At 62.9% G+C, this 25,155-nt stretch carries 29 protein-coding genes and 1 pseudogene; 13 read left to right on the forward strand and 17 right to left on the reverse strand.

Translation table 11 applies throughout. The annotated features are described in order from the left end of the window. Positions 1-112 precede the first annotated feature (112 nt). A complete protein-coding gene (locus LB552_RS00820) occupies positions 113-349 on the reverse strand; it encodes an Lrp/AsnC ligand binding domain-containing protein (protein WP_040995065.1) in 237 nt (78 codons plus the stop codon). A 214-nt stretch (positions 350-563) separates the two neighbouring features. Here LB552_RS00820 and LB552_RS00825 point away from each other — a divergent pair, with 214 nt between their 5' ends. Further along, positions 564-983: a DUF4864 domain-containing protein gene (locus tag LB552_RS00825; RefSeq protein ID WP_224601266.1), complete on the forward strand. Its 420-nt coding sequence runs from the start codon at positions 564-566 to the stop codon at positions 981-983. Between the two features lie 19 nt (positions 984-1,002). Here LB552_RS00825 and LB552_RS00830 read toward each other — a convergent pair whose 3' ends face one another. From LB552_RS00830 to coaD, 8 genes are all read right to left on the reverse strand, one after another. Continuing rightward, positions 1,003-2,460: a hypothetical protein gene (locus LB552_RS00830; RefSeq protein WP_224601267.1), complete on the reverse strand. Its 1,458-nt coding sequence runs from the start codon at positions 2,458-2,460 to the stop codon at positions 1,003-1,005. A gap of 92 nt (positions 2,461-2,552) precedes the next feature. After that, positions 2,553-3,683 carry a tRNA guanosine(34) transglycosylase Tgt gene (tgt, locus tag LB552_RS00835; protein WP_095765304.1) on the reverse strand — a complete coding sequence of 377 codons (1,131 nt, stop codon included), beginning with the start codon at positions 3,681-3,683 and terminating at the stop codon, positions 2,553-2,555. After that, positions 3,676-3,945, reverse strand: coding sequence for a hypothetical protein (locus LB552_RS00840; RefSeq protein WP_095765303.1), 270 nt, complete (start codon positions 3,943-3,945; stop codon positions 3,676-3,678). The genes tgt and LB552_RS00840 overlap by 8 nt, the downstream gene beginning before the upstream one ends. Continuing rightward, a complete protein-coding gene (gene queA, locus LB552_RS00845; RefSeq protein ID WP_224601269.1) occupies positions 3,935-5,023 on the reverse strand; it encodes a tRNA preQ1(34) S-adenosylmethionine ribosyltransferase-isomerase QueA in 1,089 nt (362 codons plus the stop codon). Before queA ends, LB552_RS00840 begins: the two co-directional genes overlap by 11 nt. Positions 5,024-5,113: 90 nt before the next feature. Then, positions 5,114-5,563: a DMT family transporter gene (locus tag LB552_RS00850; protein ID WP_224601271.1), complete on the reverse strand. Its 450-nt coding sequence runs from the start codon at positions 5,561-5,563 to the stop codon at positions 5,114-5,116. Positions 5,564-5,573: 10 nt separating this feature from the next. After that, positions 5,574-6,086, reverse strand: coding sequence for a peptidylprolyl isomerase (locus tag LB552_RS00855; protein ID WP_095765300.1), 513 nt, complete (start codon positions 6,084-6,086; stop codon positions 5,574-5,576). A gap of 29 nt (positions 6,087-6,115) precedes the next feature. After that, positions 6,116-6,706 (reverse strand): peptidylprolyl isomerase, encoded by a 591-nt coding sequence (locus LB552_RS00860; RefSeq protein WP_224601273.1) that lies wholly within the window; start codon positions 6,704-6,706, stop codon positions 6,116-6,118. 18 nt (positions 6,707-6,724) lie between these two features. Then, positions 6,725-7,225 (reverse strand): pantetheine-phosphate adenylyltransferase, encoded by a 501-nt coding sequence (coaD, locus tag LB552_RS00865; protein ID WP_140696281.1) that lies wholly within the window; start codon positions 7,223-7,225, stop codon positions 6,725-6,727. A 391-nt stretch (positions 7,226-7,616) separates the two neighbouring features. Between coaD and LB552_RS00870 the strand changes: the two genes are divergently transcribed. Continuing rightward, the gene (locus LB552_RS00870; RefSeq protein WP_224601274.1) at positions 7,617-7,769 is read left to right on the forward strand and encodes a hypothetical protein; all 153 of its coding nucleotides are present in this window, start codon (positions 7,617-7,619) and stop codon (positions 7,767-7,769) included. Between the two features lie 40 nt (positions 7,770-7,809). On the opposite strand, the gene gyrA is transcribed toward LB552_RS00870, so the two are convergent. Beyond that, positions 7,810-10,596, reverse strand: coding sequence for a DNA gyrase subunit A (gene gyrA, locus LB552_RS00875; RefSeq protein ID WP_224544444.1), 2,787 nt, complete (start codon positions 10,594-10,596; stop codon positions 7,810-7,812). Between the two features lie 163 nt (positions 10,597-10,759). Further along, positions 10,760-11,590 (reverse strand): AraC family transcriptional regulator, encoded by an 831-nt coding sequence (locus LB552_RS00880; protein ID WP_224601276.1) that lies wholly within the window; start codon positions 11,588-11,590, stop codon positions 10,760-10,762. A gap of 85 nt (positions 11,591-11,675) precedes the next feature. Here LB552_RS00880 and LB552_RS00885 point away from each other — a divergent pair, with 85 nt between their 5' ends. Together LB552_RS00885 and LB552_RS00890 are read left to right on the forward strand one after the other, a co-directional pair. After that, a complete protein-coding gene (locus tag LB552_RS00885; RefSeq protein WP_224601278.1) occupies positions 11,676-12,209 on the forward strand; it encodes a hypothetical protein in 534 nt (177 codons plus the stop codon). 148 nt (positions 12,210-12,357) lie between these two features. After that, positions 12,358-12,987 carry a MarC family protein gene (locus LB552_RS00890; protein ID WP_224601280.1) on the forward strand — a complete coding sequence of 210 codons (630 nt, stop codon included), beginning with the start codon at positions 12,358-12,360 and terminating at the stop codon, positions 12,985-12,987. 24 nt (positions 12,988-13,011) lie between these two features. Here the strand turns inward: LB552_RS00890 and LB552_RS00895 are convergent, their stop codons facing one another. The 3 genes and pseudogenes from LB552_RS00895 to LB552_RS00905 form a co-directional block, all read right to left on the reverse strand. Further along, a complete protein-coding gene (locus LB552_RS00895) occupies positions 13,012-13,437 on the reverse strand; it encodes an OsmC family protein (RefSeq protein WP_140841187.1) in 426 nt (141 codons plus the stop codon). Between the two features lie 83 nt (positions 13,438-13,520). Next, positions 13,521-13,918, reverse strand: a pseudogene (locus tag LB552_RS00900) (DUF2306 domain-containing protein). Positions 13,919-13,952: 34 nt separating this feature from the next. After that, positions 13,953-14,474 (reverse strand): single-stranded DNA-binding protein, encoded by a 522-nt coding sequence (locus LB552_RS00905; protein ID WP_095765291.1) that lies wholly within the window; start codon positions 14,472-14,474, stop codon positions 13,953-13,955. Between the two features lie 235 nt (positions 14,475-14,709). Here LB552_RS00905 and LB552_RS00910 point away from each other — a divergent pair, with 235 nt between their 5' ends. The 9 genes from LB552_RS00910 to LB552_RS00950 all read left to right on the forward strand — a co-directional run bounded on the left by LB552_RS00910 (position 14,710) and on the right by LB552_RS00950 (position 23,175). Beyond that, complete coding sequence (locus tag LB552_RS00910) at positions 14,710-15,024, forward strand: ArsR/SmtB family transcription factor (protein ID WP_095765290.1); 315 nt, start codon at positions 14,710-14,712, stop codon at positions 15,022-15,024. After that, positions 15,021-15,494, forward strand: a complete 474-nt coding sequence (locus tag LB552_RS00915) for an SRPBCC family protein (RefSeq protein ID WP_224601282.1) — start codon at positions 15,021-15,023, stop codon at positions 15,492-15,494. Before LB552_RS00910 ends, LB552_RS00915 begins: the two co-directional genes overlap by 4 nt. A gap of 27 nt (positions 15,495-15,521) precedes the next feature. Further along, the gene (locus LB552_RS00920) at positions 15,522-16,124 is read left to right on the forward strand and encodes an ATP-dependent Clp protease proteolytic subunit (protein ID WP_224601284.1); all 603 of its coding nucleotides are present in this window, start codon (positions 15,522-15,524) and stop codon (positions 16,122-16,124) included. Between the two features lie 75 nt (positions 16,125-16,199). Further along, positions 16,200-16,478, forward strand: a complete 279-nt coding sequence (locus tag LB552_RS00925; protein ID WP_224544440.1) for a hypothetical protein — start codon at positions 16,200-16,202, stop codon at positions 16,476-16,478. Positions 16,479-17,276: 798 nt separating this feature from the next. After that, positions 17,277-20,198 carry an excinuclease ABC subunit UvrA gene (uvrA, locus tag LB552_RS00930; protein WP_224601286.1) on the forward strand — a complete coding sequence of 974 codons (2,922 nt, stop codon included), beginning with the start codon at positions 17,277-17,279 and terminating at the stop codon, positions 20,196-20,198. Between the two features lie 28 nt (positions 20,199-20,226). Then, positions 20,227-20,691, forward strand: a complete 465-nt coding sequence (locus LB552_RS00935) for a GNAT family N-acetyltransferase (protein ID WP_224601288.1) — start codon at positions 20,227-20,229, stop codon at positions 20,689-20,691. Positions 20,692-20,717: 26 nt separating this feature from the next. Continuing rightward, the gene (locus LB552_RS00940; RefSeq protein WP_263481426.1) at positions 20,718-21,521 is read left to right on the forward strand and encodes a DUF72 domain-containing protein; all 804 of its coding nucleotides are present in this window, start codon (positions 20,718-20,720) and stop codon (positions 21,519-21,521) included. A 137-nt stretch (positions 21,522-21,658) separates the two neighbouring features. Further along, positions 21,659-21,916, forward strand: coding sequence for a hypothetical protein (locus LB552_RS00945; RefSeq protein WP_224601290.1), 258 nt, complete (start codon positions 21,659-21,661; stop codon positions 21,914-21,916). A 113-nt stretch (positions 21,917-22,029) separates the two neighbouring features. Then, positions 22,030-23,175 (forward strand): GGDEF domain-containing protein, encoded by a 1,146-nt coding sequence (locus LB552_RS00950; RefSeq protein WP_224601292.1) that lies wholly within the window; start codon positions 22,030-22,032, stop codon positions 23,173-23,175. Between the two features lie 23 nt (positions 23,176-23,198). On the opposite strand, the gene LB552_RS00955 is transcribed toward LB552_RS00950, so the two are convergent. The 3 genes from LB552_RS00955 to urtD form a co-directional block, all read right to left on the reverse strand. Further along, positions 23,199-23,375, reverse strand: coding sequence for a hypothetical protein (locus LB552_RS00955; RefSeq protein ID WP_095765283.1), 177 nt, complete (start codon positions 23,373-23,375; stop codon positions 23,199-23,201). Positions 23,376-23,638: 263 nt separating this feature from the next. After that, positions 23,639-24,334 carry an urea ABC transporter ATP-binding subunit UrtE gene (gene urtE, locus LB552_RS00960; RefSeq protein ID WP_224582545.1) on the reverse strand — a complete coding sequence of 232 codons (696 nt, stop codon included), beginning with the start codon at positions 24,332-24,334 and terminating at the stop codon, positions 23,639-23,641. A gap of 70 nt (positions 24,335-24,404) precedes the next feature. Next, positions 24,405-25,151 (reverse strand): urea ABC transporter ATP-binding protein UrtD, encoded by a 747-nt coding sequence (urtD, locus tag LB552_RS00965; protein WP_224601294.1) that lies wholly within the window; start codon positions 25,149-25,151, stop codon positions 24,405-24,407. Positions 25,152-25,155 lie beyond the last annotated feature (4 nt).

Below are 25,155 nucleotides of genomic sequence, written 5' to 3' on the forward strand. Positions count from 1 at the left end.
TCGGTGATTTAGGGAGCCGCGACGGCCACTCCATGCAAATTGCCTAAATTTCAGGCATGAGCGGCTGGACCGGGTCAGCTCCTGCTTCCCGGCGGGGCACAGACAGGCCCGGTCAGAACGCCCGGAAGGTCACAATGGTGAAGGTGTCCTTGATTCCAGGCAGAATCTGCACCCGCTCGTTGACGAAATGGCCGACGTCTTCCTCGTCGTCGATATAGAATTTGGCAAGCAGGTCGTAATTGCCCGCGGTCGAGTAGATCTCGGAGGCGATCTCGGCATCGGCGAGCGCGCTGGCGACCTCATAGGACTTGCCCAGGTCGCACTTGATCTGCACGAAAAATGCCTTCATTGCCCGGTCCTGCCAGCCTGCTTCATGAATAAGCGGCCCTTGTGGCAGACTGCTGCCCGGCTTTCAAGCTTCCCGCGCCGCGCACCTCGAAGAGTACCTGATCCCGCTTCCCGACGCTGAAATGGTGAAATCTTCGCATCCCGGTGAAACCACGCCATGGCGCGATGCGTATGTTAGATTGCATTCGCCAAAGCGAATTCCGGGGAGGCAGGCCATGCGCCGCGCTTTGTTCGCACTTGCTCTTGTTCCGATGTTGATAGCCTCGCTTGCTTTTGCCGGCGAGGCCGAGATCAAGGCCGCGCAGACGGTCATCGACAGCCAGTTGAAGGCCTTCGTCGCCGATGACGGCGCCACCGCCTACAGCTTCGCCGCGCCTAACGTGAAGCAGATCTTTCCGACCGTCGACACCTTCATGAACATGGTGACGAATGGCTACGCGCCGGTGCGCAAGCCCCGGTCCTATTCCTTCGGCGAGGTCGAGCAGACCGGACCCGGCTCAATCGTCCAGCAGGTGCTGATCGTCGGGCCCGACGGCAAGGATTATGAGGCAGTCTACACGCTGCAGCAGCAAGCGGACGGCAGCTTCAAGATCACCGGCTGCAGCCTGCGCGCCTCGACTTCGGTCAGTACCTGAGCCCGCCCCGCATGACCGCTCAATCTCGGCGGCTATACAGTGTCCAGCCCAGACCGGAGAGGCCCCAGAAGGTCGAGGCTCCGACTCGTCCGTAGGCAAGTGCGCAATCGAAGTCCACGCGCTCCGGCTGTTTTTGGGTATCGCCTTCGAGAATCAGCCAGTCCGCGCGTCCGGCGCAAATCTTGTCCTGGGTGACGAGCGATGCCTGACGGCCGATGCGCGCAGCGAAATAATCGACCACCATGCCGGTGCGGAAATCGGCGTTGGTGGCATATGTGGCAGCGCCGCTCTTTGTCATCTCGTCCACCATCCCGGAATAGGAACCACGCCCATGCTCATAGAAATGGGCCAGCAACGCCGCGTTGCCGCCCACCACAAGAACGAGCATCCCGGCGGCAAAAAGCCTTCTCTTACCGCCGGCGTCGAAGCCACGTCCGATCAAGTCTCCGGCCCAAAGCAGCAACAAGGTTCCGCTGACAATGAAATAGCGCGGGAATTCAACATTCGGCAGATGCGCCGCCGCCATCAGGGCGGGCAGCCCGACGATGCCGATGGCACAAAGGCTGGCCCGGCGATCGCGCGAGACCCCTGCATGTGCCAAGACCAGGATGCAGGTCACCGCGACGCACGTCCAGTCGCCGATCCAGTCCGGTAGACCGAAAAGATAGCGGATCATTCCGCCATAGCCGGCGGCGAATTTCTCGAGCGAGAAAGAGGAAAAACCGCCGATATTGAAGCTGAACAATCGCGCGCCTACAAGCATTGCCGCGGCAAGCGGAAGCACGGCAAGGAAAGCAGGCAGAAAGGCCTGGACGACCTCCTTGTTGACGACAATCAGACTGCGGCTGCCTCGCCAGCTCAGCCACGCCGTCCAGGCCGTTAGCACCACCACCGTCTCGACCATTGTCAGGTGGGAAAGGAAGCCAAGCAGAATTGCGGCAGCAAGAGCGACGCCGTACGCGCCCCGCTTGTCGAACCAGCGCTCCAGAAGAGCCACCGCAACGAGTGTGAACAGCGCCAGGCCGGCATAGCCACGCGCCTCCGAGCCGTAGTGAACCATCGGATAACTCAACGCAAACAGCAACGCCGACCCAATCATTGCCCAACGTCCGCGCGATATCGCCGCGGCTGCAATGACGGTGCATCCGCTGAGCGTTATCGAGAAGCCGCGCTGGACCAGCGGCGCGGCATCGGGCCCGACGACATACTGGTATATCGAGTTGAGAAAGTGATTGTTGTCGTGGTTCACACGCCAGAATATCTGGTCGATCGACGTCAGCGGCTTCAGCAGCGTAATGCTCCAGATCTCGTCGTGCCAGAGATCCCCGCGCGCGCCGAGCAGGCGCAAGATAAGGCCGACAAGCACGACCCCTGAAATTACAAGTAATAGACTGTAACTCCATTGCTGGGTCGCCGCCGAACCCGACCGGTAAACATCAGCGCTTGCTACTTTATGGTCGACGATCGACGCGTCCATCTTTACCAAAGTCGTGCCACCCCTTGCCTCGATATGGCAAGGCATACTTACTCTTGATCTGATTTATGAAAGGTTTTCCGACGCTTCCCCGATCAAAGGACCGGGATATCGCCCCGCGCCCAGCCTTCGGTAATCTCGGCGGCGCGCGCTTCGAAAGCCTGCGCCCCGATGGCTGCTCGGACGTCCTGCATCAGCCTCTGATAATAAGACAGGTTGTTCCAGGTGAGCAGCATGGCGCCGAGCGCTTCCTGCGAGCGCACCAGGTGATGCAGGTAGGCGCGCGAATAATCGCGCGCGGCCGGGCAGTCGCTTTCCTCGTCGAGCGGGCGCGGATCGTCGGCATGGCGGGCGTTCCTGAGATTGACCTTGCCGCGGCGCGTGTAGGCAAGGCCATGGCGGCCGGCGCGGGTCGGCATCACGCAGTCGAACATGTCGATGCCGCGCGCCACCGATTTCAGGATATCGTCCGGCGTGCCGACGCCCATCAGGTAGCGCGGTCTGTCGGCCGGCAGCTCCGGGCAGGTGATGTCGAGCATCTCCAGCATCACCGGCTGCGGCTCGCCGACCGCGAGCCCACCGACCGCATAGCCTTTCAGATCCATCGCTTTCAGCGCCTGGGCGGAGCGCACGCGCAAGGCCGCGCTGTCGCCGCCCTGGACGATGCCGAACATCGCCTTGCCTGGCTGGTCGCCGAACGCCGCCTTGCAGCGCTCTGCCCAGCGCAGCGACAATTCCATGGCGCGCTCGATCTCCTCGGGCTTGGCCGGCAGCGCCGTGCATTCATCGAGCTGCATCTGGATGTCGGAATCGAGCAGTCCCTGGATTTCGATCGATCGCTCCGGCGACATCTCGTAGGGCGCGCCGTCGATATGCGAGCGGAAGGTGACGCCCTGTTCGGTCAGCTTCCTGAGCTTCGACAGCGACATGACCTGAAAGCCGCCGCTGTCGGTCAGGATCGGATGCGGCCAGCGCGCGAACTCATGCAGGCCGCCGAGTCTGGCCACGCGCTCGGCGCCTGGTCGCAGCATCAGATGGTAGGTGTTGCCGAGGATGATGTCGGCGCCGACCCCGCGCACCTGGTCCATATACATGGTCTTGACGGTGCCGCCGGTGCCGACCGGCATGAAGGCCGGCGTGCGGATCTCGCCGCGCGGCATCGAGACCAGGCCGCGCCGCGCCTTGCCATCGGTGGCAAGCACCTCGAATGAAAAAGTCTCAGCCATTGAACTCCTTGTCGTGCTCCGGCGCGCCGGGCGCCTGCTCGTCGAGCGACTGCCGGTAACGGATGCAGCCGCGCATGAATTTCGGCCATGGCGGCACGGCAATCGCCGGCTCGGTCCTTTCCGGCAAAAGCTCCCAGAGGTCAGGATGATGCCAGCACAGATCATGCCCCGTCGCGTCGCGATGTGCGCGGATACCGGCGCGCAGTTTCTTCACCTGCGCGATCAGCGTATCGCGGTCCATGCTGTCGAGGTCATCGTCCATTGCTCGTCTCCGCACGAAAAAGCAGGCTTGCGTCTCCATAGGAGTAGAACCTGTAGCGGTTCTCGATTGCATGCGCATAGGCCGAGCGCATCATCTCCAGCCCGCTGAAGGCCGAGACCAGCATGAACAGCGTCGAGCGCGGCAGATGGAAATTGGTCATCAGCATGTCGGCCGTACGGAAGCGATAGCCGGGCGTGATGAAGATGTCGGTGGGTCCGGACCAGGGCTCGATCCTGCCGTCGTCACGCGCCGCGCTCTCCAAGAGCCGCAGCGATGTCGTGCCGACGCAGATGATCCGCCCTCCCCGCGCCTTGGCCGCGTTGAGCGCCGCCGCCGTCTCCGGGCTTACCGAGCCGGTCTCGGCATGCATCTTGTGGTCGGTCGTGTCGTCGGCCTTCACCGGTAAAAAGGTGCCGGCGCCGACATGCAGCGTGACGAAGCGGCGCTCGATGCCCTTGGCGTCGAGCGCCGCGAACAGCTCCGGGGTGAAATGCAGGCCGGCGGTAGGCGCGGCGACCGCGCCTTCCTCGCGCGCATAGATCGTCTGATAATCGGCGCGGTCGCGCTCGTCGTCCTCGCGCTTCGACGCAATGTAGGGCGGCAGCGGGATATGCCCGACGGCATGCAGCGCCTCGTCGAGAAAGGCGCCCGACAGATCGAAGCCGAGCAGCGCTTCGCCGCCCTCGCCTTTTTCAAGCACCGTGGCGTCGAGCCGGCCCAGAAAGCAGGAACTGCCGTCATGGCCGAACTGGATGCGGTCGCCGGCGGCGATGCGCTTGCCCGGCCGCATGAAGGCCAGCCAGCGGTCGGGGCCGGTGCGCATGTGCAGCGTCGCCTCGACCTGCGCCGCCGCTTCGCCGCGCAGCCTGATGCCCTTCAATTGCGCCGGGATGACCTTGGTGTCGTTGAACACCAGCACGTCCCCGGCCTTGAGCAGCGCCGGCAGGTCCCGGACTGTCCGGTCCTCGAAACCGGCGCCCGGCTTCACCACCAGCAGCCGAGCGCTGTCGCGCGGCTCGGCCGGCCTGAGCGCGATGCGGTCTTCGGGAAGATCGAAATCGAAGAGGTCCACTTTCATGCCTGCGGCAATAACCTGATCGCCGCGCTCTCGCCACCGTCTTGTTGCCGCGCCTTGCGAGCAATTGCCGTCGAACGAAACAGCCGACGCTCAGGTTAGCCGCACCAGCAGCGCTCCGGCCAAGAGCAGCACAGCGCCGGCGACGCGGCCAAGCGAGATTTCGCGTACCGCCACGCCAAGGAAGCCGGCGCGGTCGATCAGCATGCCGGCGATCAGTTGGCCGGCAACGAGGAAGGCCATCAACGCCGCAGCGCCGATGCGTGGCGTGAGGATCGTCGACAGCGTCACATAGAAGCCGCCGAGCATGCCGCCGGCGACGAACAGCCAGGGCGCCGGCGCCTTCCAGTCGAGCGAGATGCCCTGCAGCTTCACCACCGAAATCGAGATGATGCCAAGCACGATGGCACCGGACAGGAAGGAAACGGCGGCGGCCGCGACCGGAAGGCCGAGGCCCTTAGCCAATTGCGAATTGATCGGCGCCTGGATGGCGATGAAGGCGCCGGACAGGATGCCGAGCAGAGACCAGACAGCGCCCATCATCGTTCCGCCTTTACTTGACGTCTGCCGCGACTTTCAGCGACACGATCTTGTCGGGATCCTGCACCGGCTCGCCGCGCTTGATCTTGTCGACATTCTCCATGCCTTCGATGACCTGGCCCCAAACCGTGTACTGGCGGTTGAGGAAGGCCGCGTCGTCGAAGCAGATGAAGAACTGCGAGTTCGCCGAGTTCGGGTTCTGGGCCCTAGCCATCGAGCAGGCGCCGCGGCCGTGATTGGCGTTGGAGAACTCGGCCTTGAGGTCCGGCTTGTCGGAGCCGCCCATACCCGCGCGCGACGGCGCATAAGTGGGCTTGCTCGAATTGCCGAACTTGACGTCGCCGGTCTGCGCCATGAAGCCGTCGATGACGCGGTGGAACACCACGCCGTCATAGGCGCCTTCGCGCGCCAGCTCTTTAATGCGCGCAACATGGCCGGGCGCAAGCTCGGGATACATTTCGATGACGACCGGGCCCTTGGTCGTTTCCATGATGAGCGCGTTCTCGCGGTCCTTGATCTCAGCCATGTCGGAAAATCCTTTGAAAATTGAGGGAGTTACTTGCTGTCGGCGGCGATGCGGACCTTGATCATGCGGTCGGGGTCGGTGACCGTGCCGTTGTCGGCCTCGTCGCCCTTCTTGATCTTGTCGACGAGATCCATGCCGCCGACCACCTTGCCGACGATGGTGTACTGGCCGTCGAGGTTCGGCGCCGGCGCGAACATGATGAAGAATTGCGAGTTGGCCGAGTTCGGGTCCTGCGAGCGGGCCATGCCGACCACGCCGCGCGCGAACTGCTCGCTCTGCGAGAACTCGGCCGGCAGGTCGGGAAGATCGGAGCCGCCGGTGCCGACTGCTTCGGGGTTGAACCCCTTCTTCATGTTGCCGAATTTGACGTCGCCGGTCTGCGCCATGAAGCCGTCGATGACGCGGTGGAAGGCGACGTTGTCGTAGGCGCCGTCGCGCACCAGTTTCTTGATCTGCGCGACATGCTTGGGCGCCAGATCGGGACGCAACGCGATGGTCACGTCGCCATCCTTGAGCGTGATGATCATGGTGTTTTCATTGTCGGCGGCGACGGCCGGCAAGGACGCCACGAAAAGGCCGGCAACCACGACAAGGAACGAAGCGAGCTTCTTCAGCTGCATGGGTATCTCCGGGAAAACCTATTTGGTGAACTTGGCGGCGAGCGCGCCGGCAACGGCCGCAGGCACGAACGGGCGGATATCGCCGCCCATCGACGCAATCTGGCGCACAAGTGTGGCGGTAATGGTGCGCACCGAAGGGCTGGCGGGCAGAAAAACCGTCTGCAATTCCGGCGCCATCGTCTCGTTCATGCCGGCCATCTGCATTTCGTAATCGAGGTCGGTGCCGTCGCGCAGCCCCCGGATCATGATCGAGGCGCCGTGCTTGCGGGCCGCGTCGATGACCAGCCCGTCGAAGGACACGACCTTGATACGATCGCTGTCGCGACCGAATTCGGCCTTGGTTGCGGCCTCGATCAACTCAACGCGTTCCTCGAAGGAAAACAACGGCTTCTTGCCCGGATGAATGCCGATCGCCGCATAGACGGTATCGGCCACCGCCAGCGACGCTTTAAGCACATCGAGATGGCCATTGGTCAGCGGGTCGAAAGAGCCGGCGTAGAGGGCGGTGCGTTCGGTCATGGCAGGCTTCTAGAGCAATTCCAGGAAAAGTGTGAGCGGTTTTCCGTCCGGAATTGCGCAAAACAAAAGATACAGCGTTTCGCCGTTTCCTTGAAACGGAGAAACGCTTTAGCGAGCCTCGCGAACAAAGGCAAATCCCATCGATTGCCTGGGGCAATTCCAGGAAAAGTGTCAGGGGTTTTCCGTTCGGAGTTGCGCCCAAACGAGGAGGCAGAGCGGTTTGCCGTTTCCGTGAAACGGTGAAACGCTCTGCCCGTGAACCCTTTCGCTCCGATGAACGACAGATGAATGCGACAATCACGAACATTTCACGCAGCGTTCACTAGGTTGCCGCTTCAAGAGGTGAAACCAAATCCCCACCTCATCGTTGTACGCCCAGGAGAACACGCAAATGCTGATCTATATGCTTGCCACTGCAATGACCATTGTGATGCTGATCGCGACCGCATTCGGGTTGCATCAGGAAGCAGCGCGAGTGCGCGTCAAGGCCAATACCAAGCGGCTCGATGGTTTCGTCCATCGCAACGTCTACCGTCGCCACTGATCATGATCGCACCGGCCAGAGAGGCCGGTGAAGCTTGAACCTATTCGCCTTCGCCCATGTCGTCGGTGCCGGTCTCGCTCGAAGCCACGTCTTCGGCCTCTTCGTCCGACTGCGGTTCCGAAATCCGCTCCACCGATACAACCTTCTCGCCTTCGGCCGTGTTGAAGATCGTCACGCCCTTAGTGGCCCGGCTGGCGAAGCGTATGCCGTTGACCGGCACGCGGATGACCGTGCCGCCGTCCGAAACCAGCATGATCTGATCGTCATTGCCGACCGGGAAAGTCGCGACCAACCGGCCGATCTCGGCTACCTTCGACACATCGGTGGCGCGGATACCTTTGCCGCCGCGGCCCGTCAGCCGGAAATCGTAGGACGACGAGCGCTTGCCGTAGCCATATTCGGTCACCGTGAGCACAAGCTTCTCATGCGCCTTGAGGAACTCGTAGCGCTCCTCGGAAAGCTCGGCTTCCTCGCCGATTTCCTCATTGGTGAGCGCGATCTCCTCTTCCTCGCCGGCTCCGCCGGCGGCAAGCCTGCGCTCCGCCGCGGCGCGCTTCAGATAGGCCGCGCGCTCTGCGGGCGACGCATCGACGTTCTCGATGATGGACATCGAGATGATGCGGTCGGTCTCGGCCATGGTTATGCCGCGCACGCCGACGGAATTGCGGCTCTGGAACACACGCACATCGGAGACCCGGAAACGGATGCACTGGCCGGAATTCGCGGTCAGAAGCACATCGTCATTGTCGGTGCAGGTCTCGACGCCGAGGATCTCGTCGCCCTCTTCCTCCAGCTTCATGGCGATCTTGCCGTTGCGGTTGACCTGGACGAAGTCGGACAGCTTGTTGCGGCGCACGGTGCCGCGCGTGGTCGCGAACATCACATCGAGCTCGCCCCAGCTGGTTTCGTCCTCCGGCAGCGGCATGATCGTCGTAATGCGCTCGCCCTGCTCGAGTGGCAGCATGTTGATCAGCGCCTTGCCGCGCGATTGCGGGTTGCCGATCGGCAGCCGCCAGACCTTTTCCTTGTAGACGATGCCGCGCGATGAGAAGAACAGCACCGGCGTGTGCGTGTTGGCGACGAACAGGCGGGTGACGAAATCCTCTTCCTTGGTCGACATGCCGGAGCGGCCTTTGCCCCCGCGGCGCTGCGCCCGGTAGAGTGAAAGCGGCACGCGCTTGATGTAGCCGGAATGGCTGACGGTGACGACCATGTCCTCGCGCTGGATCAGGTCCTCGTCTTCCATATCCGAACCGCCGTCGGTCAGCTCGGTGCGGCGCGGTGTGCCGAACTCGTCGCGGACCGCGACCAGCTCGTCCTTGACGATCTGCTGGATACGCGCGCGCGATGACAAAATATCAAGGAAATCGACGATTTCAGCGCCGATCTGGTTCAATTCGTCGGCGATCTCGTCGCGGCCGAGCGCGGTCAGGCGCTGCAGGCGCAGGTCAAGAATGGCGCGCGCCTGTTCCTCGGACAGATTATAGGTGCCGTCCTCGTTGATGCGATGGCGCGGATCGTCGATCAGCTGGATCAGCGGAGCGACGTCGTGTGACGGCCAGCGCCGCTCCATCAACTGCTCGCGCGCCGTCTGCGGATCCGGAGCTGTGCGGATCAGCTTGATCACCTCGTCGATATTGGCGACCGCAATCGCCAGACCGACCAACACATGCGCCCGCTCGCGCGCCTTGCGCAGCAGATACTTCGTGCGACGGCTGACGACTTCCTCGCGGAAGCCGACAAAGGCCTTCAGCATGTCGATCAGCGTCAGCACTTCCGGCTTGCCGCCGTTGAGCGCCACCATATTGGCGCCGAACGAGGTTTGCAGCGGCGTGAAACGGTAGAGCTGGTTGAGGACAACGTCGGCTACGGCGTCGCGCTTCAACTCCACGACGACGCGGTAGCCCTGGCGGTCGCTCTCGTCGCGGATGTCGGAAATGCCCTCGATGCGCTTGTCGCGCACCAGCTCGGCCATCTTCTCGATCATCGAGGCCTTGTTCACCTGATAAGGAATCTCGGTGACGACGATGGATTCGCGGTCATTGCCGCGTTGCTCTATCTCGACGCGGCCGCGCATGACGATCGAGCCGCGGCCCGTCGAATAGGCATTGTAGATGCCCGAACGGCCAAGCACGATGCCGCCGGTCGGGAAATCCGGACCGGGCACGATCTCCATCAGCGCCGTCAGGTCGATCGCCGGATTGTCGATGAGAGCGATGGCGCCGTTGCAGACCTCGACGAGATTGTGCGGTGGGATGTTGGTGGCCATGCCGACGGCGATACCGCCGGAGCCATTGACCAGAAGGTTCGGGAAACGGGCCGGCAGTACCTTGGGCTCGCTGCCGGACGCATCGTAAGTATCCTGGAAATCGACGGTTTCCTTGTCGATGTCCTCCAAGAGCTCATGCGCGACCTTGGTCAGCCTGGACTCGGTGTAGCGCATCGCCGCCGGCGGATCGCCGTCGATCGAGCCGAAATTGCCCTGACCGTCGATCAGCGGCACGCGCAGCGACCAGTCCTGCGCCATGCGCACCAGCGCGTCATAGATCGAGGCATCGCCATGCGGATGGTATTTACCCATCACGTCGGCGACCGGGCGGGCCGATTTCACATATTTACGGTTCCAATGGTAGCCGCTCTCATGCGAGGCATAGAGGATGCGGCGATGCACCGGCTTCAGGCCGTCGCGCACGTCGGGCAGCGCACGGCTGACGATCACGCTCATGGCGTAATCGAGATAGGAGCGCTGCATCTCCTCGATGATCGAAATCGGCTCGATGCCGGTGGGGCCGCCGTCCGGCCCGCGCGGTGTCTTCTGGTCGGTCAAATCAGGTCACAATCCAGTCGGGAATCACTCACCGCTTATATAGGAAGCCTCGCCGAAACTCCAATGTCGGCCGGACTTTTCCAGAGACAATTTTGATGGCAATTTCAAATGGATATCGCTGATTGCGACGATATGGCCAAGGTCGATTTCGCTTCAGCCGGCGTCAGCGCCCTCTGGTCCGTCTGGCGCGATAGGCGCCGGGAGCTTGTCCCATCTCGCGCCGGAACCGGCGGTTGAAGGTCGACAGATCGTTAAAGCCGACATCGAAGGCGATCGTCGAGATCGCCGCGCCCGAGCTGCGCAGACGCACCGCGGCGCGGTGCAGCCTCGTCCTCAGCAGGAACTGATAGGGCGTCATGCCGGCAACCTGCCGGAACGTGCGCAGGAAGTGAAACGGGCTTGTCGCCACGCCGGCGGCGAGCTTGGTAAGCGACAATGGTCGATCGGCGTTGAGCTCGATCAGCCGTACCGCCTCGGCAACGCGCTTCTGGTCGCGGCGGCTGGGCGCCCGGCCAGCTGTGGAAGTGCCGGCCGCAGCCGTGGCGACCGCCCCGGCCATGCGCAGGCCGAGTTCCTCGAATGCGTCGCCGTCGCCCGCTTCCCGTGCCGCTTCCGCCTCGGCCAGCAGAGGCGCCAGCGCCGGCAAGGGCGGCAGGCGCGGATCGGCAAAGCCGAGCCGTTTCACACCCGGCAGGTCGGCCAGGACGCGCTCCAGATAGGCCGGCGAAAAATGGAAGGAGAGGCAGCGGTCGCCGGCACCGTGCTCATGCCCGCATTCATAGCAGGCCCCGGGATTGCCGAGCAGGACGGCGCCCGGCGCCAGCATCGCCGTCCCCTGGCGCGTGCGGTAGCGGAACGCGCCCCTGGTCACGGCGGCGACGCAAAAGCTGCAATGCTCTTCCTCGAATGGCTTGTCGCCGGCGATGGCCGTGCACACCACGTCGGACACCTGCCAGCCATGTCCGGAAGCCAGAGTCTTCTGCGCGGTCGTCATGGCTGAAAGATAGCAATTTTTCCCAAGCGCAGAACCCTGCCATACCGCTATTGCTGGCCTTCTCCTGACAAACGAGGCAGCAACAATGACCGATCCCTTTGCCGAGGCCCTTCACAGCGACGGCCCAAAACCGGACCTTGCCGAAAAGCTGAAACTCTATGGCCGCTTCATCGGCGCCTGGACGTTCGATGCCACACGCATTCTCGAGGATGGCACAAGGCTCACGGGTCGCGGCGAAGTGCATTTCGGCTGGGTTCTCGAAGGCCGCGCCGTGCAGGACGTCTGGATCTTGCCCGCGCGGAACACCGGGGCCCAGACTTCGCTCGGAGCATGGACCTTCTACGGCACCACATTGCGTGTCTACGATCCGGGCGCCGACGCCTGGCACATCTTCTGGAGCGACCCTCGCAACCAGTATTACAGCCGCCAACTCGGCCGCGCCGAGGACGGCACGATCGTCCAGGTCGGTGCCGACGGCACCGGCGCGTCTGTGCGCTGGAGCTTTTCACGCATCACCGAAAACTCGTTTCGCTGGCTCGGCGAGCGCTCGCATGATGGCGGCGCGACCTGGCGCATGGAGGTCGAGTTTCTGGCTCGTCGCCTAAATGAACCTCAATAGCGATCGAAAAGCCGCAAGGAATTGAAAGTACCGATCCTTCGCGCCTGCTTTCGCAGCTTCGCACACCATTTCCTTCCGCTTTCCAGCGCCGCGGCTTTGCTCTACCAATTGCAAAACCTGGGCTTCGCCCGGCGGGAGGGGACCAGCGATGCCGAGTTTCGACAGCCTGTTCAACGCGTTCGTCACCATCCTGGTGACCATCGACCCGCCGGGACTGGCGCCGCTGTTCCTTGCCGTGACGCGCGGCATGAACCGTGACGAGCGCCAGCAGGTTTCGGTCCGCGCCTCGGTGATCGGCTTCCTGGTCATGGCGTTGTTCGCGATTGCCGGTGCCTCGATCCTGTCGGTGTTCGGCATAACGCTGCCGGCCTTCCGCGTCGCCGGCGGCTTCCTCTTGTTCTTCATCGCCTTCGAAATGGTGTTCGAGCGCCGCCAGGACCGTAAGGAGAAGATCGGCGACGTCGCCATCACCAAGGACATGATTCACAACATCGCCGCCTTCCCGCTGGCAATCCCGCTGATCGCCGGTCCGGGCGCCATCTCGGCAACCGTGCTGCTGTCGGGCTCCTTCCAGGGTTTTGGCGCACAGGCGGCGCTGGTCGGCATCATAGCGATCTGCCTGGTGATCACCTTTCTGGTTTTCGTGCTGTCCGAGCGTATCGACCGCATCCTCGGCCAGACCGGCCGCTCGATCCTGACCCGTCTGCTCGGCGTCATCCTCGCGGCGCTAGCCGTTCAGTTCGTGGCGGACGGCATCAAGGCGCTGGTGGCCGCTTGAACAAGTATCGTACTGCCTACTGCCTCACTTCGCCGCCGTCTCGACCACCTCGAAATCATGCGTGATGGTCGCCGTCTTGGCCATCATGGCTGAAGCCGAGCAGTATTTTTCGATCGACAGATCGATCGCGCGTTTCACCTTGTCGTGCGACAGGGCTCTGCCCTTGACGATGAAATGCATGTGGATGCGGGTGAACACCTTTGGATCGGCTTCGGCTCGGTCGGCGTCGAGCTCGACCACGCAATCCTCGACCGCCTCCCGGCCCTTCTCGAGGATGTGCACGACATCATAGGCCGAGCAGCCGCCGGTGCCGATCAGCACCAGTTCCATCGGGCTCGGTCCCGGCGTCTTGCCTTCCGGCCTGTGCGCCGTGCCCAGCACGACCTTGTGGCCGCTGCCGGACTCGCCGACGAAGGTGCGTTCCTCGACCCATTTGATGCGTGCTTTCACGTTGACCTTCCTTGAGAAATTGCCGTCCGCCAAGGCGTGTTGATATTCAGGTCAGGCCGGCCTCACCTGAATATCAACACGCCTTACTGGCCGAACACAACGGCGTGCATGATCCGGCCGGCAGCAGCGTGAAGATGCCGGCGCCGACCAGCGCGAACAGATAGAGCTTGATCATGGCGCCGCGATGCGCGGTTACCTTATGCGTGTGCGCGTACCAGGCCGCCAGCGGCACGGTGACCAGCACCAGGATCGACAACAGATGGATCGGGCTGAACGAACCGACGAGCCGGATCTGCTGGATCCAGAAGCTCGATATGGCGATGACCAGCATCAACGCCACCCAGGTTTAGCCCAGCACACGATGACGCACAGTACCTTTCGGCAGCGCCAGCTGGGCGCCGCCGATGGCCAAAGCGGCGAAGGCTGCGAATGCATGCCATGGAATGGGAGGCGGCGCCGACAGAAGCGGTCCGAGCGACATCACGCCTTCCCCTTAGACGGCCGTTTCGAGACGCTTAGAACGGGATCTCGTCGTCCAGCTCGCGTGACGAGCCGCCGCCACCGCCGCCCCTGGAGCCGCCACTGCCGCGGTTGAAGCTTTCATTCGGGCTGGACTGGCCGAAATCCGATCCTCGGCTGTTGCCGCCACCGGAATAATTGCCGACCTGGCCGCCGCCGCCCTCGCCGCGCGCGTCGAGCATCTGCAACTCGCCTCGGAATTTCTGCAGCACGACCTCGGTGGTGTATTTGTCGGCACCGGTCTGGTCCTGCCATTTGCGGGTCTGCAGCTGACCCTCGACATAGACCTTCATGCCCTTCTTCAAATACTGCTCGGCCACCTTGGCGAGCTGGTCGTTGAAAATGACGACGTTATGCCACTCGGTCTTTTCCTTACGCTCGCCCGAGTTCTTGTCGCGCCAGCTTTCCGACGTGGCGATGCGAATGTTGACGACCGGATCACCGGAATTCAGGCGGCGGATTTCAGGATCCGCTCCGAGATTGCCGACCAGAATGACCTTGTTGACGCTACCCGCCATCTTACTTCTCCGCGCTCATCCGAAACAAATTTCAAGTCGCTCACCTTATAGCCTGCGGGTCGTCGCCGCCCGCAAAAGGCTGGCTTTCCCACAAGGTTTTTGTTCTCTTTTCGTTCTAGTCATAGCTGCACTTTCTGTCAAGGAATGTCAGCAAAGGCAGGAGTGAACGTGCATTCTGATATGGCGATCAAATAGAAGCTTGCCAAATCGATAAGTATCGACTTATGCTTCTGTCATGATCGAAGCAGAGATTTTCCGCGCTCTGGCCGACCCGACGCGACGCGCGGTTTACGAGCGGCTGACCGCTGGCGAGATGAGCGTGAGCGAGCTGCGCGCCGGCATGAGGGTGTCCCAGCCGGCGGTCTCGCAGCACCTTGCCGTATTGCGCGGCGCCGGCCTGGTGGTCGAGCGGCGCGCCGGCCGCAACGCATATTATCGCGCCGATCCGCAAGGGCTCGACCCGCTGCTCGGCTGGATCGAACGCTACCGCGCCTTCTGGCCGGAACGCATCGAGAAGTTGAAGACGGTTCTGAAGGGAATGGACCAATGACGGCAACCGAAAACCCGATTGTCAACGAAGCGCCGCTCAGCTTCGAATGCGACCTCCCTGAGCCGCCGGAAAAGGTCTGGCGGGCGCTGACCGAGCCGGAACTGCTCGCCGCCTGGATGATGCCGAACGACATCAAGCCGGAAGCCGGCAGCCGCTTCGCCTTTGCCGGACCGGATGCGCCGATCGAATGCGAGGTGCTCGAGGCCGAGCCCGGCAGGCTGCTGCGCTATTTCTGGCGCGAAAAACCTGGTGCTGACGACGGCGGACTTCCACCCTTCGACAGTGTCGTCACCTTCACGCTTGCCGGCACGGTCTCGGGCGGCACACATCTCAGCATCGTGCATGACAGCTTCGTGCCGGTCGCACAGCCTCTTATCGCTGTTTCCGGCGCCGGCTGCGGGCTTTCGCTCGACGCGCGCAAGAACCCGATCGCCGCCAACGCGCCCTGCATGATGCTGCGCGCGGCCTGATCAAAAAGAGGACCGAGGAAACCCGTCATGAGCATTGCCAATCTGGTGCCGATGGTCATCGAGCAATCGAGCCGTGGCGAGCGTTCCTTCGACATTTTTTCGCGGCTGCTGCGCGAGCGCATCGTCTTCATCAACGGCGAGATCAACGACAACGTCTCGGCGCTGGTCTGCGCGCAGCTTCTGTCGCTGGAGTCCGACCACCCCGACAAGGAAATCTCGATCTACATCAACTCGCCGGGCGGCATGGTGACCAGCGGCTTCGCCATCTACGACACGATGCAGTACATCTCCTGCCCGGTGTCGACGGTCTGCATGGGCTTTGCCGCCTCGATGGGCTCCTTCCTGCTGATGGCGGGCGCGCCGGGGCGGCGGATCGCGCTGCCCAACACAAGGATCGTGCTGCATCAGCCGCTGGGCGGCTTTCAGGGCCAGGCCTCAGACATCCAGCGCCATGCCGAGGACATCGTGCGTACCAAGCAGCATATGACCGAGCTCTACGCCAAGCATTGCGGCCGGACCTACGAGGAGGTCGAGCGCACGCTCGATCGCGATTACTTCATGAGCGCCGCGGAAGCCAAGACTTGGGGCCTTGTCGACCACGTCTACGACACGCGCAAGAAAGCGGCCTGACGTTGCGGGCAGGCGCGCGGCAAATTGATCGCCGCGCGTCTGGCATTGCCCTAGCCGCGTCCCTATAGTCCGCGCATGATCGATCCGTTCCAATCCAGGCACTTGTGCGTTGCCCTCGCCGCGCTTGCCGGCGCGCTGGTGGCCGGCGCCGCCCTTGCCGACGACAGTTCGGCGCAGAAACTGCCTGGCGTCAGCGGCGACTACCGCATCGCCAAGCCGGCGCCGCAGCCGGAACCAGACGCGCTACCGGCCGGCAGCGACGGTTCCTTCAAGATCGGCGACACCGATGTCAGGATCGGTGGCAGCATAACGATCGATATGGCCACGGGCGGCGCTCGGATCCCGAACCATTGATTGCGAGCGGGTCAAACGCGAACACCACAAAATGTAAGCCCCGCCACTGCTTCCGCAGGTGGACGGGGCTTTCATGGATCTGATAATCCAATTTTAGCCGGGAGTGGACTGCCGGCGTTCTGTTTCGGATGCAACGCGGCGTTCAGCCGACGATCCGACTATCGTCTCTGATTGTTAAGAATCGGCAAGTCACGGTTTGTCGGGCCGGCGTTTCAAGTCTGCCCTGGCACTTATGCCCGCCGCGGCTCCATCTCAGTGTGGAGCCTCAAGGGACTGTCCGGTGGCGTCATGCTCCGCTCCTGGGTCCGTTGCGACAATGTCGTTCGAAGCGCAAATCGCTATCGCCTGCGGCGTCTCGCAGACCGCCTATTGGGCGGCGAGGCCATCGAAAGACGGCCGGCTTCGTTGACGCGTTTGAGACTGCTCCCCTGGGCCCGGGACGTCAACCGTTGAATAGTCGGTTACCGAAAAATGTGATCGTCTGGAGGTTACGTGCAGGTAAGTCGAGTGCTTCGGCACACCCAACGGCGCGTAGCTCGGCCGCGATTGTTTCCACAACGCTTGGACAATTGTTCTCACAACGCTTGAGCGATTGTTTCCACAACGCTTTGTCAGGAGCGTGTTCGACCTTTGTTCTTTCCGCTTGCCCGGTCGCGCGAAAGACGGTTAAACCCATGATCGGCTTGTCCCGTCGAGATTGTGGCGTCTCTCGACGTGGCGGTGAAAATACCTACATAGGGGATGGCCGGGACAATCCCGCCAATCCAGCAAATTCCAGATCTGAGGCGGCGACCGGCGATGGCCGACCATAAATACCTTTCCATTCGCGGGGCGCGCGAACACAATCTCAAGAACGTCGATCTCGACCTGCCGCGCGACAGCCTGATCGTCATGACCGGGCTGTCCGGATCCGGCAAGTCGTCGCTTGCCTTCGACACCATCTATGCCGAGGGCCAGCGCCGCTATGTCGAAAGCCTGTCGGCCTATGCTCGCCAGTTCCTCGAGATGATGCAGAAGCCGGACGTCGACCAGATCGACGGCCTGTCGCCCGCCATCTCGATCGAGCAGAAGACCACCTCGCGCAACCCGCGCTCGACCGTCGGCACCGTCACCGAAATCTACGACTACATGCGCCTGCTGTTCGCGCGTGTCGGCATCCCCTATTCGCCGGCCACCGGCCTGCCGATCGAAAGCCAGACGGTTTCGCAGATGGTCGACCGCGTGCTGGCGCTGGACGAGGGCACGCGCCTGTTCCTGCTGGCGCCGATCGTGCGCGGCCGCAAGGGCGAGTACCGCAAGGAACTGCTGGAACTGCAGAAGAAGGGCTTCCAGCGCGTCAAGGTCGACGGCGTCTTCTACGAGATCGCCGACGTGCCGGCGCTCGACAAGAAATACAGGCACGACATCGACGTCGTCGTCGACCGCATCGTCGTGCGCGGCGACCTGGCCACGCGGCTCGCGGACTCGATCGAGACCGCGCTGAAGCTTGCCGAAGGTCTTGCCGTGGCCGAATTCGCCGACAAGCCGCTCGACGCCAGCCAGACCGGCGAGGATTCGGTCAACAAGTCGAAAAACGAGACGCATGAGCGCATCCTGTTCTCGGAGAAATTCGCCTGCCCGGTGTCTGGCTTCACCATTCCGGAGATCGAGCCCAGGCTGTTCTCCTTCAACAACCCGTTCGGCGCCTGCCCGACCTGCGACGGCCTCGGCAGCCAGCGCGCCATCGATCCCAACCTCGTCGTGCCGGACGAGAACGTGTCGCTGCGCGACGGCGCCATCAGCCCGTGGGCGAAATCGACCTCGCCCTATTACGCGCAGACGCTGGAAGCGCTGGGCAAGGTCTATGGTTTCAAGCTCGGCGACAAGTTCAAGGATTTGAGCGCCGAGGCCAAAGAAGCCGTGTTGCGCGGCACGGGCGAGCGCGAGATCACCTTCCAGTATGATGACGGCCTGCGCTCCTACAAGACGACCAAGACCTTCGAGGGCGTCATCCCCAATCTCGACCGGCGCTGGAAGGAAACTGAATCCGCCTGGATGCGCGAGGAGATCGAGCGCTTCATGTCGGCCACCCCCTGCCCCGCCTGCAACGGCTACCGCCTGAAGCCGGAAGCGCTGGCGGTGAAGATCGGCGGCAAGCATATCGGTGAAGTCACGGAGATGTCGATCCGCAAGGCCGACCAGTGGTTCACCGACCTGCCGGCGCAGTTGAACGACAAGCAGAACGAGATCGCGGTCCGCGTGCTGAAGGAAATCCGCGAGCGGCTGCGCTTCCTCAACGATGTCGGCCTCGACTATCTGACCTTGTCGCGCAATTCCGGCACGCTGTCGGGCGGCGAGAGCCAGCGCATCCGGCTCGCTTCGCAGATCGGCTCCGGCCTCACCGGCGTGCTCTATGTGCTGGACGAGCCGTCGATCGGCTTGCATCAGCGCGACAATGCGCGCCTGCTCGATACGCTCAAGCACCTGCGCGACATCGGCAACACGGTGATCGTCGTCGAGCATGACGAGGACGCCATCCTGCATGCCGACTATGTCGTCGACATCGGCCCGGCGGCCGGCATCCATGGCGGCCAGATCATCGCGCAAGGCACGCCGCAGCAGATCATGGCCACACCTGCCTCGATCACCGGCAAATATTTGTCGGGCGAGCTCGAAGTGGCAACGCCCGCAGTGCGGCGCGAGGCGAAGAAGAACCGGCGCATCAAGGTGGTCGGCGCGCGCGGCAACAATCTGAAGAATGTGACGGCGGAAATCCCGCTTGGCACCTTCACCGCGGTCACCGGCGTGTCCGGCGGCGGCAAATCGACCTTCCTGATCGAGACGCTGTTCAAGGCGGCCTCGCGCCGCATCATGGGCTCGCGCGAGCATCCGGCCGAGCACGACCGCATCGAGGGCCTGGAATTCCTCGACAAGGTCATCGACATCGACCAGTCGCCGATCGGCCGCACGCCGCGCTCCAACCCCGCGACTTATACCGGCGCCTTCACGCCGATCCGCGACTGGTTCGCCGGCCTCCCCGAAGCCAAGGCGCGCGGCTATCAGCCGGGCCGCTTCTCCTTCAACGTCAAGGGCGGCCGCTGCGAGGCCTGCCAGGGCGACGGCGTCATCAAGATCGAGATGCACTTCCTGCCCGATGTCTATGTTACCTGCGACGTCTGCCACGGCAAGCGCTACAACCGCGAGACGCTCGACGTGCTGTTCAAGGGCAAGTCGATCGCCGACGTGCTCGACATGACGGTCGAGGAAGGCGTCGACTTCTTCTCGGCGGTGCCCGGTGTACGCGACAAGCTGGAGACGCTGAAGCAGGTCGGCCTCGGCTATATCCATATTGGCCAGCAGGCGACGACGCTCTCGGGCGGCGAGGCGCAGCGCATCAAGCTTGCCAAGGAATTGTCGCGCAAGGCGACCGGCAAGACGCTCTACATCCTCGACGAGCCGACCACCGGCCTGCATTTCCACGACGTCGCCAAGCTGCTCGAAGTGCTGCACGAGCTGGTCGACCAGGGCAACACGGTGGTGGTGATCGAGCACAATCTCGAAGTTATCAAGACCGCCGACTGGGTGCTGGACCTCGGCCCCGAAGGCGGCGACGGCGGCGGCGAGCTGGTGGCGTCCGGCACGCCGGAAGCGATCGTGCGCGAGAAGCGCAGCTACACAGGCCAGTTCCTCAAGGAGCTGCTGGAGCGGCGCCCCGGAGGCAAACGCGAAGCGGCGGAGTGAGCGCGCATTTCGTCGGAAGGGCGCTTGAATGACAATTAGAAGAGCGCTTTCCGGTGATCTTCCGGCCGTTGCCGCGGTGACGACGGCTGCCTATGCGTCCTACACCGCTCTGTTCGGCGCCCCGCCGATTCCGGTGACGGAAGACTACGCGCCGCGCATCGAGCGCGGCGAGGTCTGGCTGCTCGAAGAGGACGGAGGACTGGCCGGGCTGATCGTCCTCGAACGGCATCCCGACCACGCCATGATCTTTAGCGTCGCCGTCGCGCCGGCCTTCCAAGGTAAAAAACTCGGCATCAAACTGCTCAACTTCGCCGACGAGCAGGCGCGGTTGTGGGCCGTGCCGGAGGTGCGGCTTTACACCAATTCGCGGATGGAGCGGAACATCGCGCTCTATTCCGCCTACGGCTATCGGGAAACGGGTCGCCGCGCCAACCCACACCGGCCAGGATGGACCCTGGTCGACATGATGAAGTCGGTCGACCGAGCCGCCTGATCACATTTGAACAGAGGAGGACGATAATGAGCCAAGGAAAAATCCGCTCCGGCATGGGCGGCTGGACTTTCGAGCCTTGGGACACCTCCTTCTACCCGGACAAGCTCGCCAAGGCCAAGCAACTCCACTACGCCAGCCGGCAGGTCCCGACCATCGAGGTCAACGGCACTTATTATTCCAGCTTCAAGGAACCGACTTTCGCCAAGTGGGCCAACGAAGCGCCGGAGGGTTTCGTCTTCTCGCTCAAAGGCAACCGCTTCGTCACCAACCGGAGGGTGCTCGGCGAGGCCGGCGAATCGATGATGCGCTTCCTGGGCTCCGGCGTTGCCGCGCTCGGCGAGAAGCTCGGCCCGATTCTGTGGCAGTTCGCGCCGACCAAGAAATTCGACGCGGACGATTTCGAAGCCTTCCTGAAGCTGCTGCCCGAGAAGCAGGACGGTGTGCCTCTGCGTCACGCGGTCGAAGTGCGGCACGACAGTTTTGTTGTGCCCGAATTCCCGGCGCTCGCTCGAAAATACAACGCGGCGATCGTCTATGCCGACCACGCAAAATATCCGGCGATCGCCGATGTAACCGGCGACTTCGTCTATGCGCGGCTGCAGACCGGCAGCGACGACAACCCTGACTGCTACACGCCGAAAGGCCTCGACGAATGGGCGGGACGGGTGAAGACCTGGGCGCAAGGCAAGCAGCCCGCCGACCTGCCGCGCGCCGATCCCAAGACCGATGCGCCGGTCAAGCCGCGCGACGTGTTCGTCTACTTCATCACCGAGGGCAAGGTGCGCGCGCCGTTCGGCGCCATGGCACTGATGAAGCGGGTGACCGATTGAAGGGGCGAGCTCCGCCGGAACTTACGGGGCATCTCGACCGTTTTGCCTTTCTCGCCGGGAGCGGGTTCCATAGCGGTTGAGCGTGCGGAACAATGGCCCGGGCTCCGGCATTGGGAGCCCGAAGAAAGCGAGGTGATATGGCTGTCATCCTCATCGGGGCATTGCTCATCGTCGCCGGCATCGTGTACATGGCCGGCGCGGTCCTCAGGCGCGGGAAACTTAGCAATCCGGCAGCTGCAGCCTCGGATCGCCCGGTGCCAAACCTCACAACGCCTGGCCCGACGCTTGAGCCACGCCGGCGCGGCCTCGGTTTCCTCGGCCTGTCGCAGAATTGGCCGGGTCTGCTGATGATGGGGGTCGGCATCATCCTCCTGTTGTTGGTGGCGGTCCTCTGACGCCGCGAAATTATGGCATCTTCACTGCCTATCGTAACGTAATCGATACTTCCTTGCTGCACTAATGGACCTACGTCAGGTTGCGGAAGCCCGGCGGCGGCAAGGACGGGTGCATGCTGCTCGACTACAACTCATTGCTTCTGGCCGTCGGCTTCTCCGCAGCCTGCCTCAGCCTCACCCTGTTCGGGACCTGGCTGACCGCCCGTTCCGACAGATTCCTGCTGACATGGGCGACCAGCGTGCTGGTGGTGGTGGCGGAGGTTTTTGTCTATGACGCCTATATCGATGCGCCCGGAACAGTCCTCGGCATCCTGGCGCTGGCGCTGCTGCTGTTCGGCTTCTCGGTGATGCTGGGCGCCGCCCACCAGTTCCGGACCGGCCGCTCGCCGCTGCCGCGCATCACGCTTGGCACTGCCATCTCCTTTGCGCTGGCGTTACCGCCAATGGCGCTCGGCTATGACGGTCTGGGCTTCATGCTTGAGAATTTCCTTGCCGCGCTGCTCCTATTCGGCACCGCGCATGAATATTGGAAGGGTCGCGAAGAGGCACCGGCGCAACTCGTGGGCGTGGCGCTGCTCTATTCATTGACCGCTGTTTCCTTCGTGCTTTGCGCGGCCGTGCTGGCTTGGGACGGCAAGCTCATCCTCGGCCACGCGCCGAGCAACTGGGCGGAGGATCTGAGCTTGGTCATAGTCATCGCCTCGATGACCGGCATCGGCGCGCTGTCGCTGGCGCTCAACCAGGGGCGACTCGCGCGCCACCACAAGCATGAGGCCGAGACCGACGTGCTGACGGGGCTGCTCAACCGCCGCGCGTTGTTCGACCTGCACGGCAAGACGCCGGTCAGCGCTTTCACGGCGGTGGTGGTGTTCGACCTCGACGGCTTCAAGGCGATCAACGACCAATTCGGCCACGCGGCGGGAGACGAAGTGTTGAAGGTCTTTGCCCAAGTGCTTTCCGCTGACCTGCGCCCGAACGACTCCGTCGCCCGCATGGGTGGCGAGGAATTTGCCATGGTGTTGAAGCGCACTTTGCCCGAGACAGCCCAGGCGACGGCCGAACGCGTCCGGGCCGCGTTCGCCGCGCGCACGGTCGAGACCGAGACCGGACCGCTGCGCTGCACGGTCAGCGCGGGCTTCGCATTTGGCAGCAGGGATGGCATGAGCTTCGACAAAGTGCTCAGCGCCGCCGACAAGGCGCTCTATGCCGCCAAGCGCGGCGGCCGCAACCGCGTCCTTGATTTTCGCCGCGCCGGTTGAGTTTTAGCGCCGCTTGCAAATTCTCAATGGTGTGAGATCACTTCGTTGAAGGCGTCGAGATCGACGTAGAAAACCTTGGTGATCTCATCCAGGAGATGATCTTCGTCATAGCCTTGCGACATCAGGATGTTGATCGCGGTCATGATGTCGACGCGCTCGGTGAGGCGCCGCTTTTGGTAGTCCTCGACAAAACGTTCCATCGCCGTCCCCTGGCAAAATTCTTTTTGGACGCATTGACCGACAATCACTGCGGGGAAAGCTAGGTGGATTGGCTTGCGTGGAACTTGCGGACGGAGTCCGCGCCTTCCCCCCATTCGCAACTGATACGGAAAGCGGCCGACTCACCAAGGCCAAGAAAAGACTAGCATGCGGTATTCAACGCGCCAGAGCTCGGCCTGGCCAGCGGAGAGAAATACTGGGGTTGCTGCGCCTCGCGATGTCGACCGAAGTCGAGCAAACGATTCTAGACTGTCAGAAACTTCCGCACATCCGCCCGGTCGAGGTCTTCTGCAGGACCGGTATGCACGATCTGGCCCCGATCCATGATGTTGACCTCGTCGGCAAGTTCCCGGCAGAAGTCGAGATATTGCTCGACCAGAAGCACGGCAATCCCCGCCTGGTCGCGCAGATAGCGGATGGCGCGGCCGATATCCTTGATGATGGAGGGCTGGATGCCTTCGGTCGGCTCGTCGAGCACCAGGAGCTTGGGTCGCATCACCAGCGCTCGCCCAATGGCAAGTTGCTGCTGCTGGCCGCCGGAGAGATCGCCGCCGCGGCGGCCGAGCATCTGCTTCAAAACCGGAAACAGCTCGAAGACATAGGCCGGAATGTTGCGGTCGGATCGCCGCAGCGGCGCGAAGCCGGACTCCAGATTTTCGCGCACCGTGAGCAGCGGAAAGACTTCCCTGCCCTGCGGCACGAATGCGATGCCCGACCGGGCGCGATCATACGCCGCGCTCCGGTCGAGCGCCTTCCCCTCGAAGGCAACGCTTCCGCTCGTCAGCCGGTGATGGCCGACGATCGATCTCATCAAACTGGTTTTGCCGACGCCGTTGCGGCCGAGCACGCAAGTGATCTTGCCGGCACCCGCCTTTAGCGAAACGCCGCGCAGCGCCTGGGCGGCGCCGTAATGCAGCGTGGCATTGGAGACCTCGAGCATGATCAGCCCCTTCTCCAGCGCTTCAGGAAAGTGAAATCGAAACGGTGGAAGGGAACCCGCCAGACCATGCTCACCGCCCCAGATAGACTTCGACGACGCGCTCGTCGGCCGAAACGAAATCGAGCGTGCCTTCCGACAGCACCGAGCCCTCATGCAGGCAGGTGACCTTGACGCCGAGCTCGCGCACGAAATGCATGTCGTGCTCGACGACGATCACCGAATGGTCGCGGGCGATGTCCTTGAGCAGACGCGCGGTCTCCTCGGTTTCCGCATCGGTCATGCCGGCGACAGGCTCGTCGACGAGCAAAAGCTTTGGGTCCTGCGCCAGGAGCATGCCGATCTCCAGCCACTGCTTCTGGCCATGGCTGAGATTGGCGGCGAGCTCGCCGCGCTTCTCGCCGAGACGGATGATGCCGAGGATATCGTCGATGCGCCGCGTCTCGGCCGCCGAACGGCGATGGAACAGCGCGGGAAAGATCGAGCGCGGCCCTTTTAGCGCCAGCATGAGATTGTCCTCGACGCTGTGGCTCTCGAAGACGGTCGGCTTTTGGAACTTGCGGCCAATGCCCATCATGGCGATCTCGGCCTCGTCATGCCGCGTGAGATCCACCTCGCCGTCGAAGAACACCTCGCCCTCGTCCGGCCGCGTCTTGCCGGTGACGATGTCCATCATCGTTGTCTTGCCGGCGCCGTTGGGCCCGATGATCGCGCGCATTTCGCCCTTGTCGAGCACCAGCGACAGGTTGTTGATAGCGCGAAAGCCATCGAAGGAAACCGAGACGCCGTCGAGATAAAGGATGGTGTTCGACTTGCTCATGATC

Origin of the sequence: Mesorhizobium sp. CA7, assembly GCF_020165015.1 — a bacterium.
Taxonomy (GTDB): Bacteria; Pseudomonadota; Alphaproteobacteria; order Rhizobiales; family Rhizobiaceae; genus Mesorhizobium.

Excerpts from the sequence above, each read along its gene's own strand:
- LB552_RS00820 (WP_040995065.1), bottom strand. The coding sequence starts at position 349 with ATGAAGGCATTTTTCGTGCAGATCAAGTGCGACCTGGGCAAGTCCTAT.
- LB552_RS00825 (WP_224601266.1), top strand. The coding sequence starts at position 564 with ATGCGCCGCGCTTTGTTCGCACTTGCTCTTGTTCCGATGTTGATAGCC.
- LB552_RS00830 (WP_224601267.1), bottom strand. The coding sequence starts at position 2,460 with ATGGACGCGTCGATCGTCGACCATAAAGTAGCAAGCGCTGATGTTTAC.
- tgt (WP_095765304.1), bottom strand. The coding sequence starts at position 3,683 with ATGGCTGAGACTTTTTCATTCGAGGTGCTTGCCACCGATGGCAAGGCG.
- LB552_RS00840 (WP_095765303.1), bottom strand. The coding sequence starts at position 3,945 with ATGGACGATGACCTCGACAGCATGGACCGCGATACGCTGATCGCGCAG.
- queA (WP_224601269.1), bottom strand. The coding sequence starts at position 5,023 with ATGAAAGTGGACCTCTTCGATTTCGATCTTCCCGAAGACCGCATCGCG.
- LB552_RS00850 (WP_224601271.1), bottom strand. The coding sequence starts at position 5,563 with ATGATGGGCGCTGTCTGGTCTCTGCTCGGCATCCTGTCCGGCGCCTTC.
- LB552_RS00855 (WP_095765300.1), bottom strand. The coding sequence starts at position 6,086 with ATGGCTGAGATCAAGGACCGCGAGAACGCGCTCATCATGGAAACGACC.
- LB552_RS00860 (WP_224601273.1), bottom strand. The coding sequence starts at position 6,706 with ATGCAGCTGAAGAAGCTCGCTTCGTTCCTTGTCGTGGTTGCCGGCCTT.
- coaD (WP_140696281.1), bottom strand. The coding sequence starts at position 7,225 with ATGACCGAACGCACCGCCCTCTACGCCGGCTCTTTCGACCCGCTGACC.
- LB552_RS00870 (WP_224601274.1), top strand. The coding sequence starts at position 7,617 with ATGCTGATCTATATGCTTGCCACTGCAATGACCATTGTGATGCTGATC.
- LB552_RS00880 (WP_224601276.1), bottom strand. The coding sequence starts at position 11,590 with ATGACGACCGCGCAGAAGACTCTGGCTTCCGGACATGGCTGGCAGGTG.
- LB552_RS00885 (WP_224601278.1), top strand. The coding sequence starts at position 11,676 with ATGACCGATCCCTTTGCCGAGGCCCTTCACAGCGACGGCCCAAAACCG.
- LB552_RS00890 (WP_224601280.1), top strand. The coding sequence starts at position 12,358 with ATGCCGAGTTTCGACAGCCTGTTCAACGCGTTCGTCACCATCCTGGTG.
- LB552_RS00905 (WP_095765291.1), bottom strand. The coding sequence starts at position 14,474 with ATGGCGGGTAGCGTCAACAAGGTCATTCTGGTCGGCAATCTCGGAGCG.
- LB552_RS00910 (WP_095765290.1), top strand. The coding sequence starts at position 14,710 with ATGATCGAAGCAGAGATTTTCCGCGCTCTGGCCGACCCGACGCGACGC.
- LB552_RS00915 (WP_224601282.1), top strand. The coding sequence starts at position 15,021 with ATGACGGCAACCGAAAACCCGATTGTCAACGAAGCGCCGCTCAGCTTC.
- LB552_RS00920 (WP_224601284.1), top strand. The coding sequence starts at position 15,522 with ATGAGCATTGCCAATCTGGTGCCGATGGTCATCGAGCAATCGAGCCGT.
- LB552_RS00925 (WP_224544440.1), top strand. The coding sequence starts at position 16,200 with ATGATCGATCCGTTCCAATCCAGGCACTTGTGCGTTGCCCTCGCCGCG.
- uvrA (WP_224601286.1), top strand. The coding sequence starts at position 17,277 with ATGGCCGACCATAAATACCTTTCCATTCGCGGGGCGCGCGAACACAAT.
- LB552_RS00935 (WP_224601288.1), top strand. The coding sequence starts at position 20,227 with ATGACAATTAGAAGAGCGCTTTCCGGTGATCTTCCGGCCGTTGCCGCG.
- LB552_RS00940 (WP_263481426.1), top strand. The coding sequence starts at position 20,718 with ATGAGCCAAGGAAAAATCCGCTCCGGCATGGGCGGCTGGACTTTCGAG.
- LB552_RS00945 (WP_224601290.1), top strand. The coding sequence starts at position 21,659 with ATGGCTGTCATCCTCATCGGGGCATTGCTCATCGTCGCCGGCATCGTG.
- LB552_RS00950 (WP_224601292.1), top strand. The coding sequence starts at position 22,030 with ATGCTGCTCGACTACAACTCATTGCTTCTGGCCGTCGGCTTCTCCGCA.
- LB552_RS00955 (WP_095765283.1), bottom strand. The coding sequence starts at position 23,375 with ATGGAACGTTTTGTCGAGGACTACCAAAAGCGGCGCCTCACCGAGCGC.
- urtE (WP_224582545.1), bottom strand. The coding sequence starts at position 24,334 with ATGCTCGAGGTCTCCAATGCCACGCTGCATTACGGCGCCGCCCAGGCG.
- urtD (WP_224601294.1), bottom strand. The coding sequence starts at position 25,151 with ATGAGCAAGTCGAACACCATCCTTTATCTCGACGGCGTCTCGGTTTCC.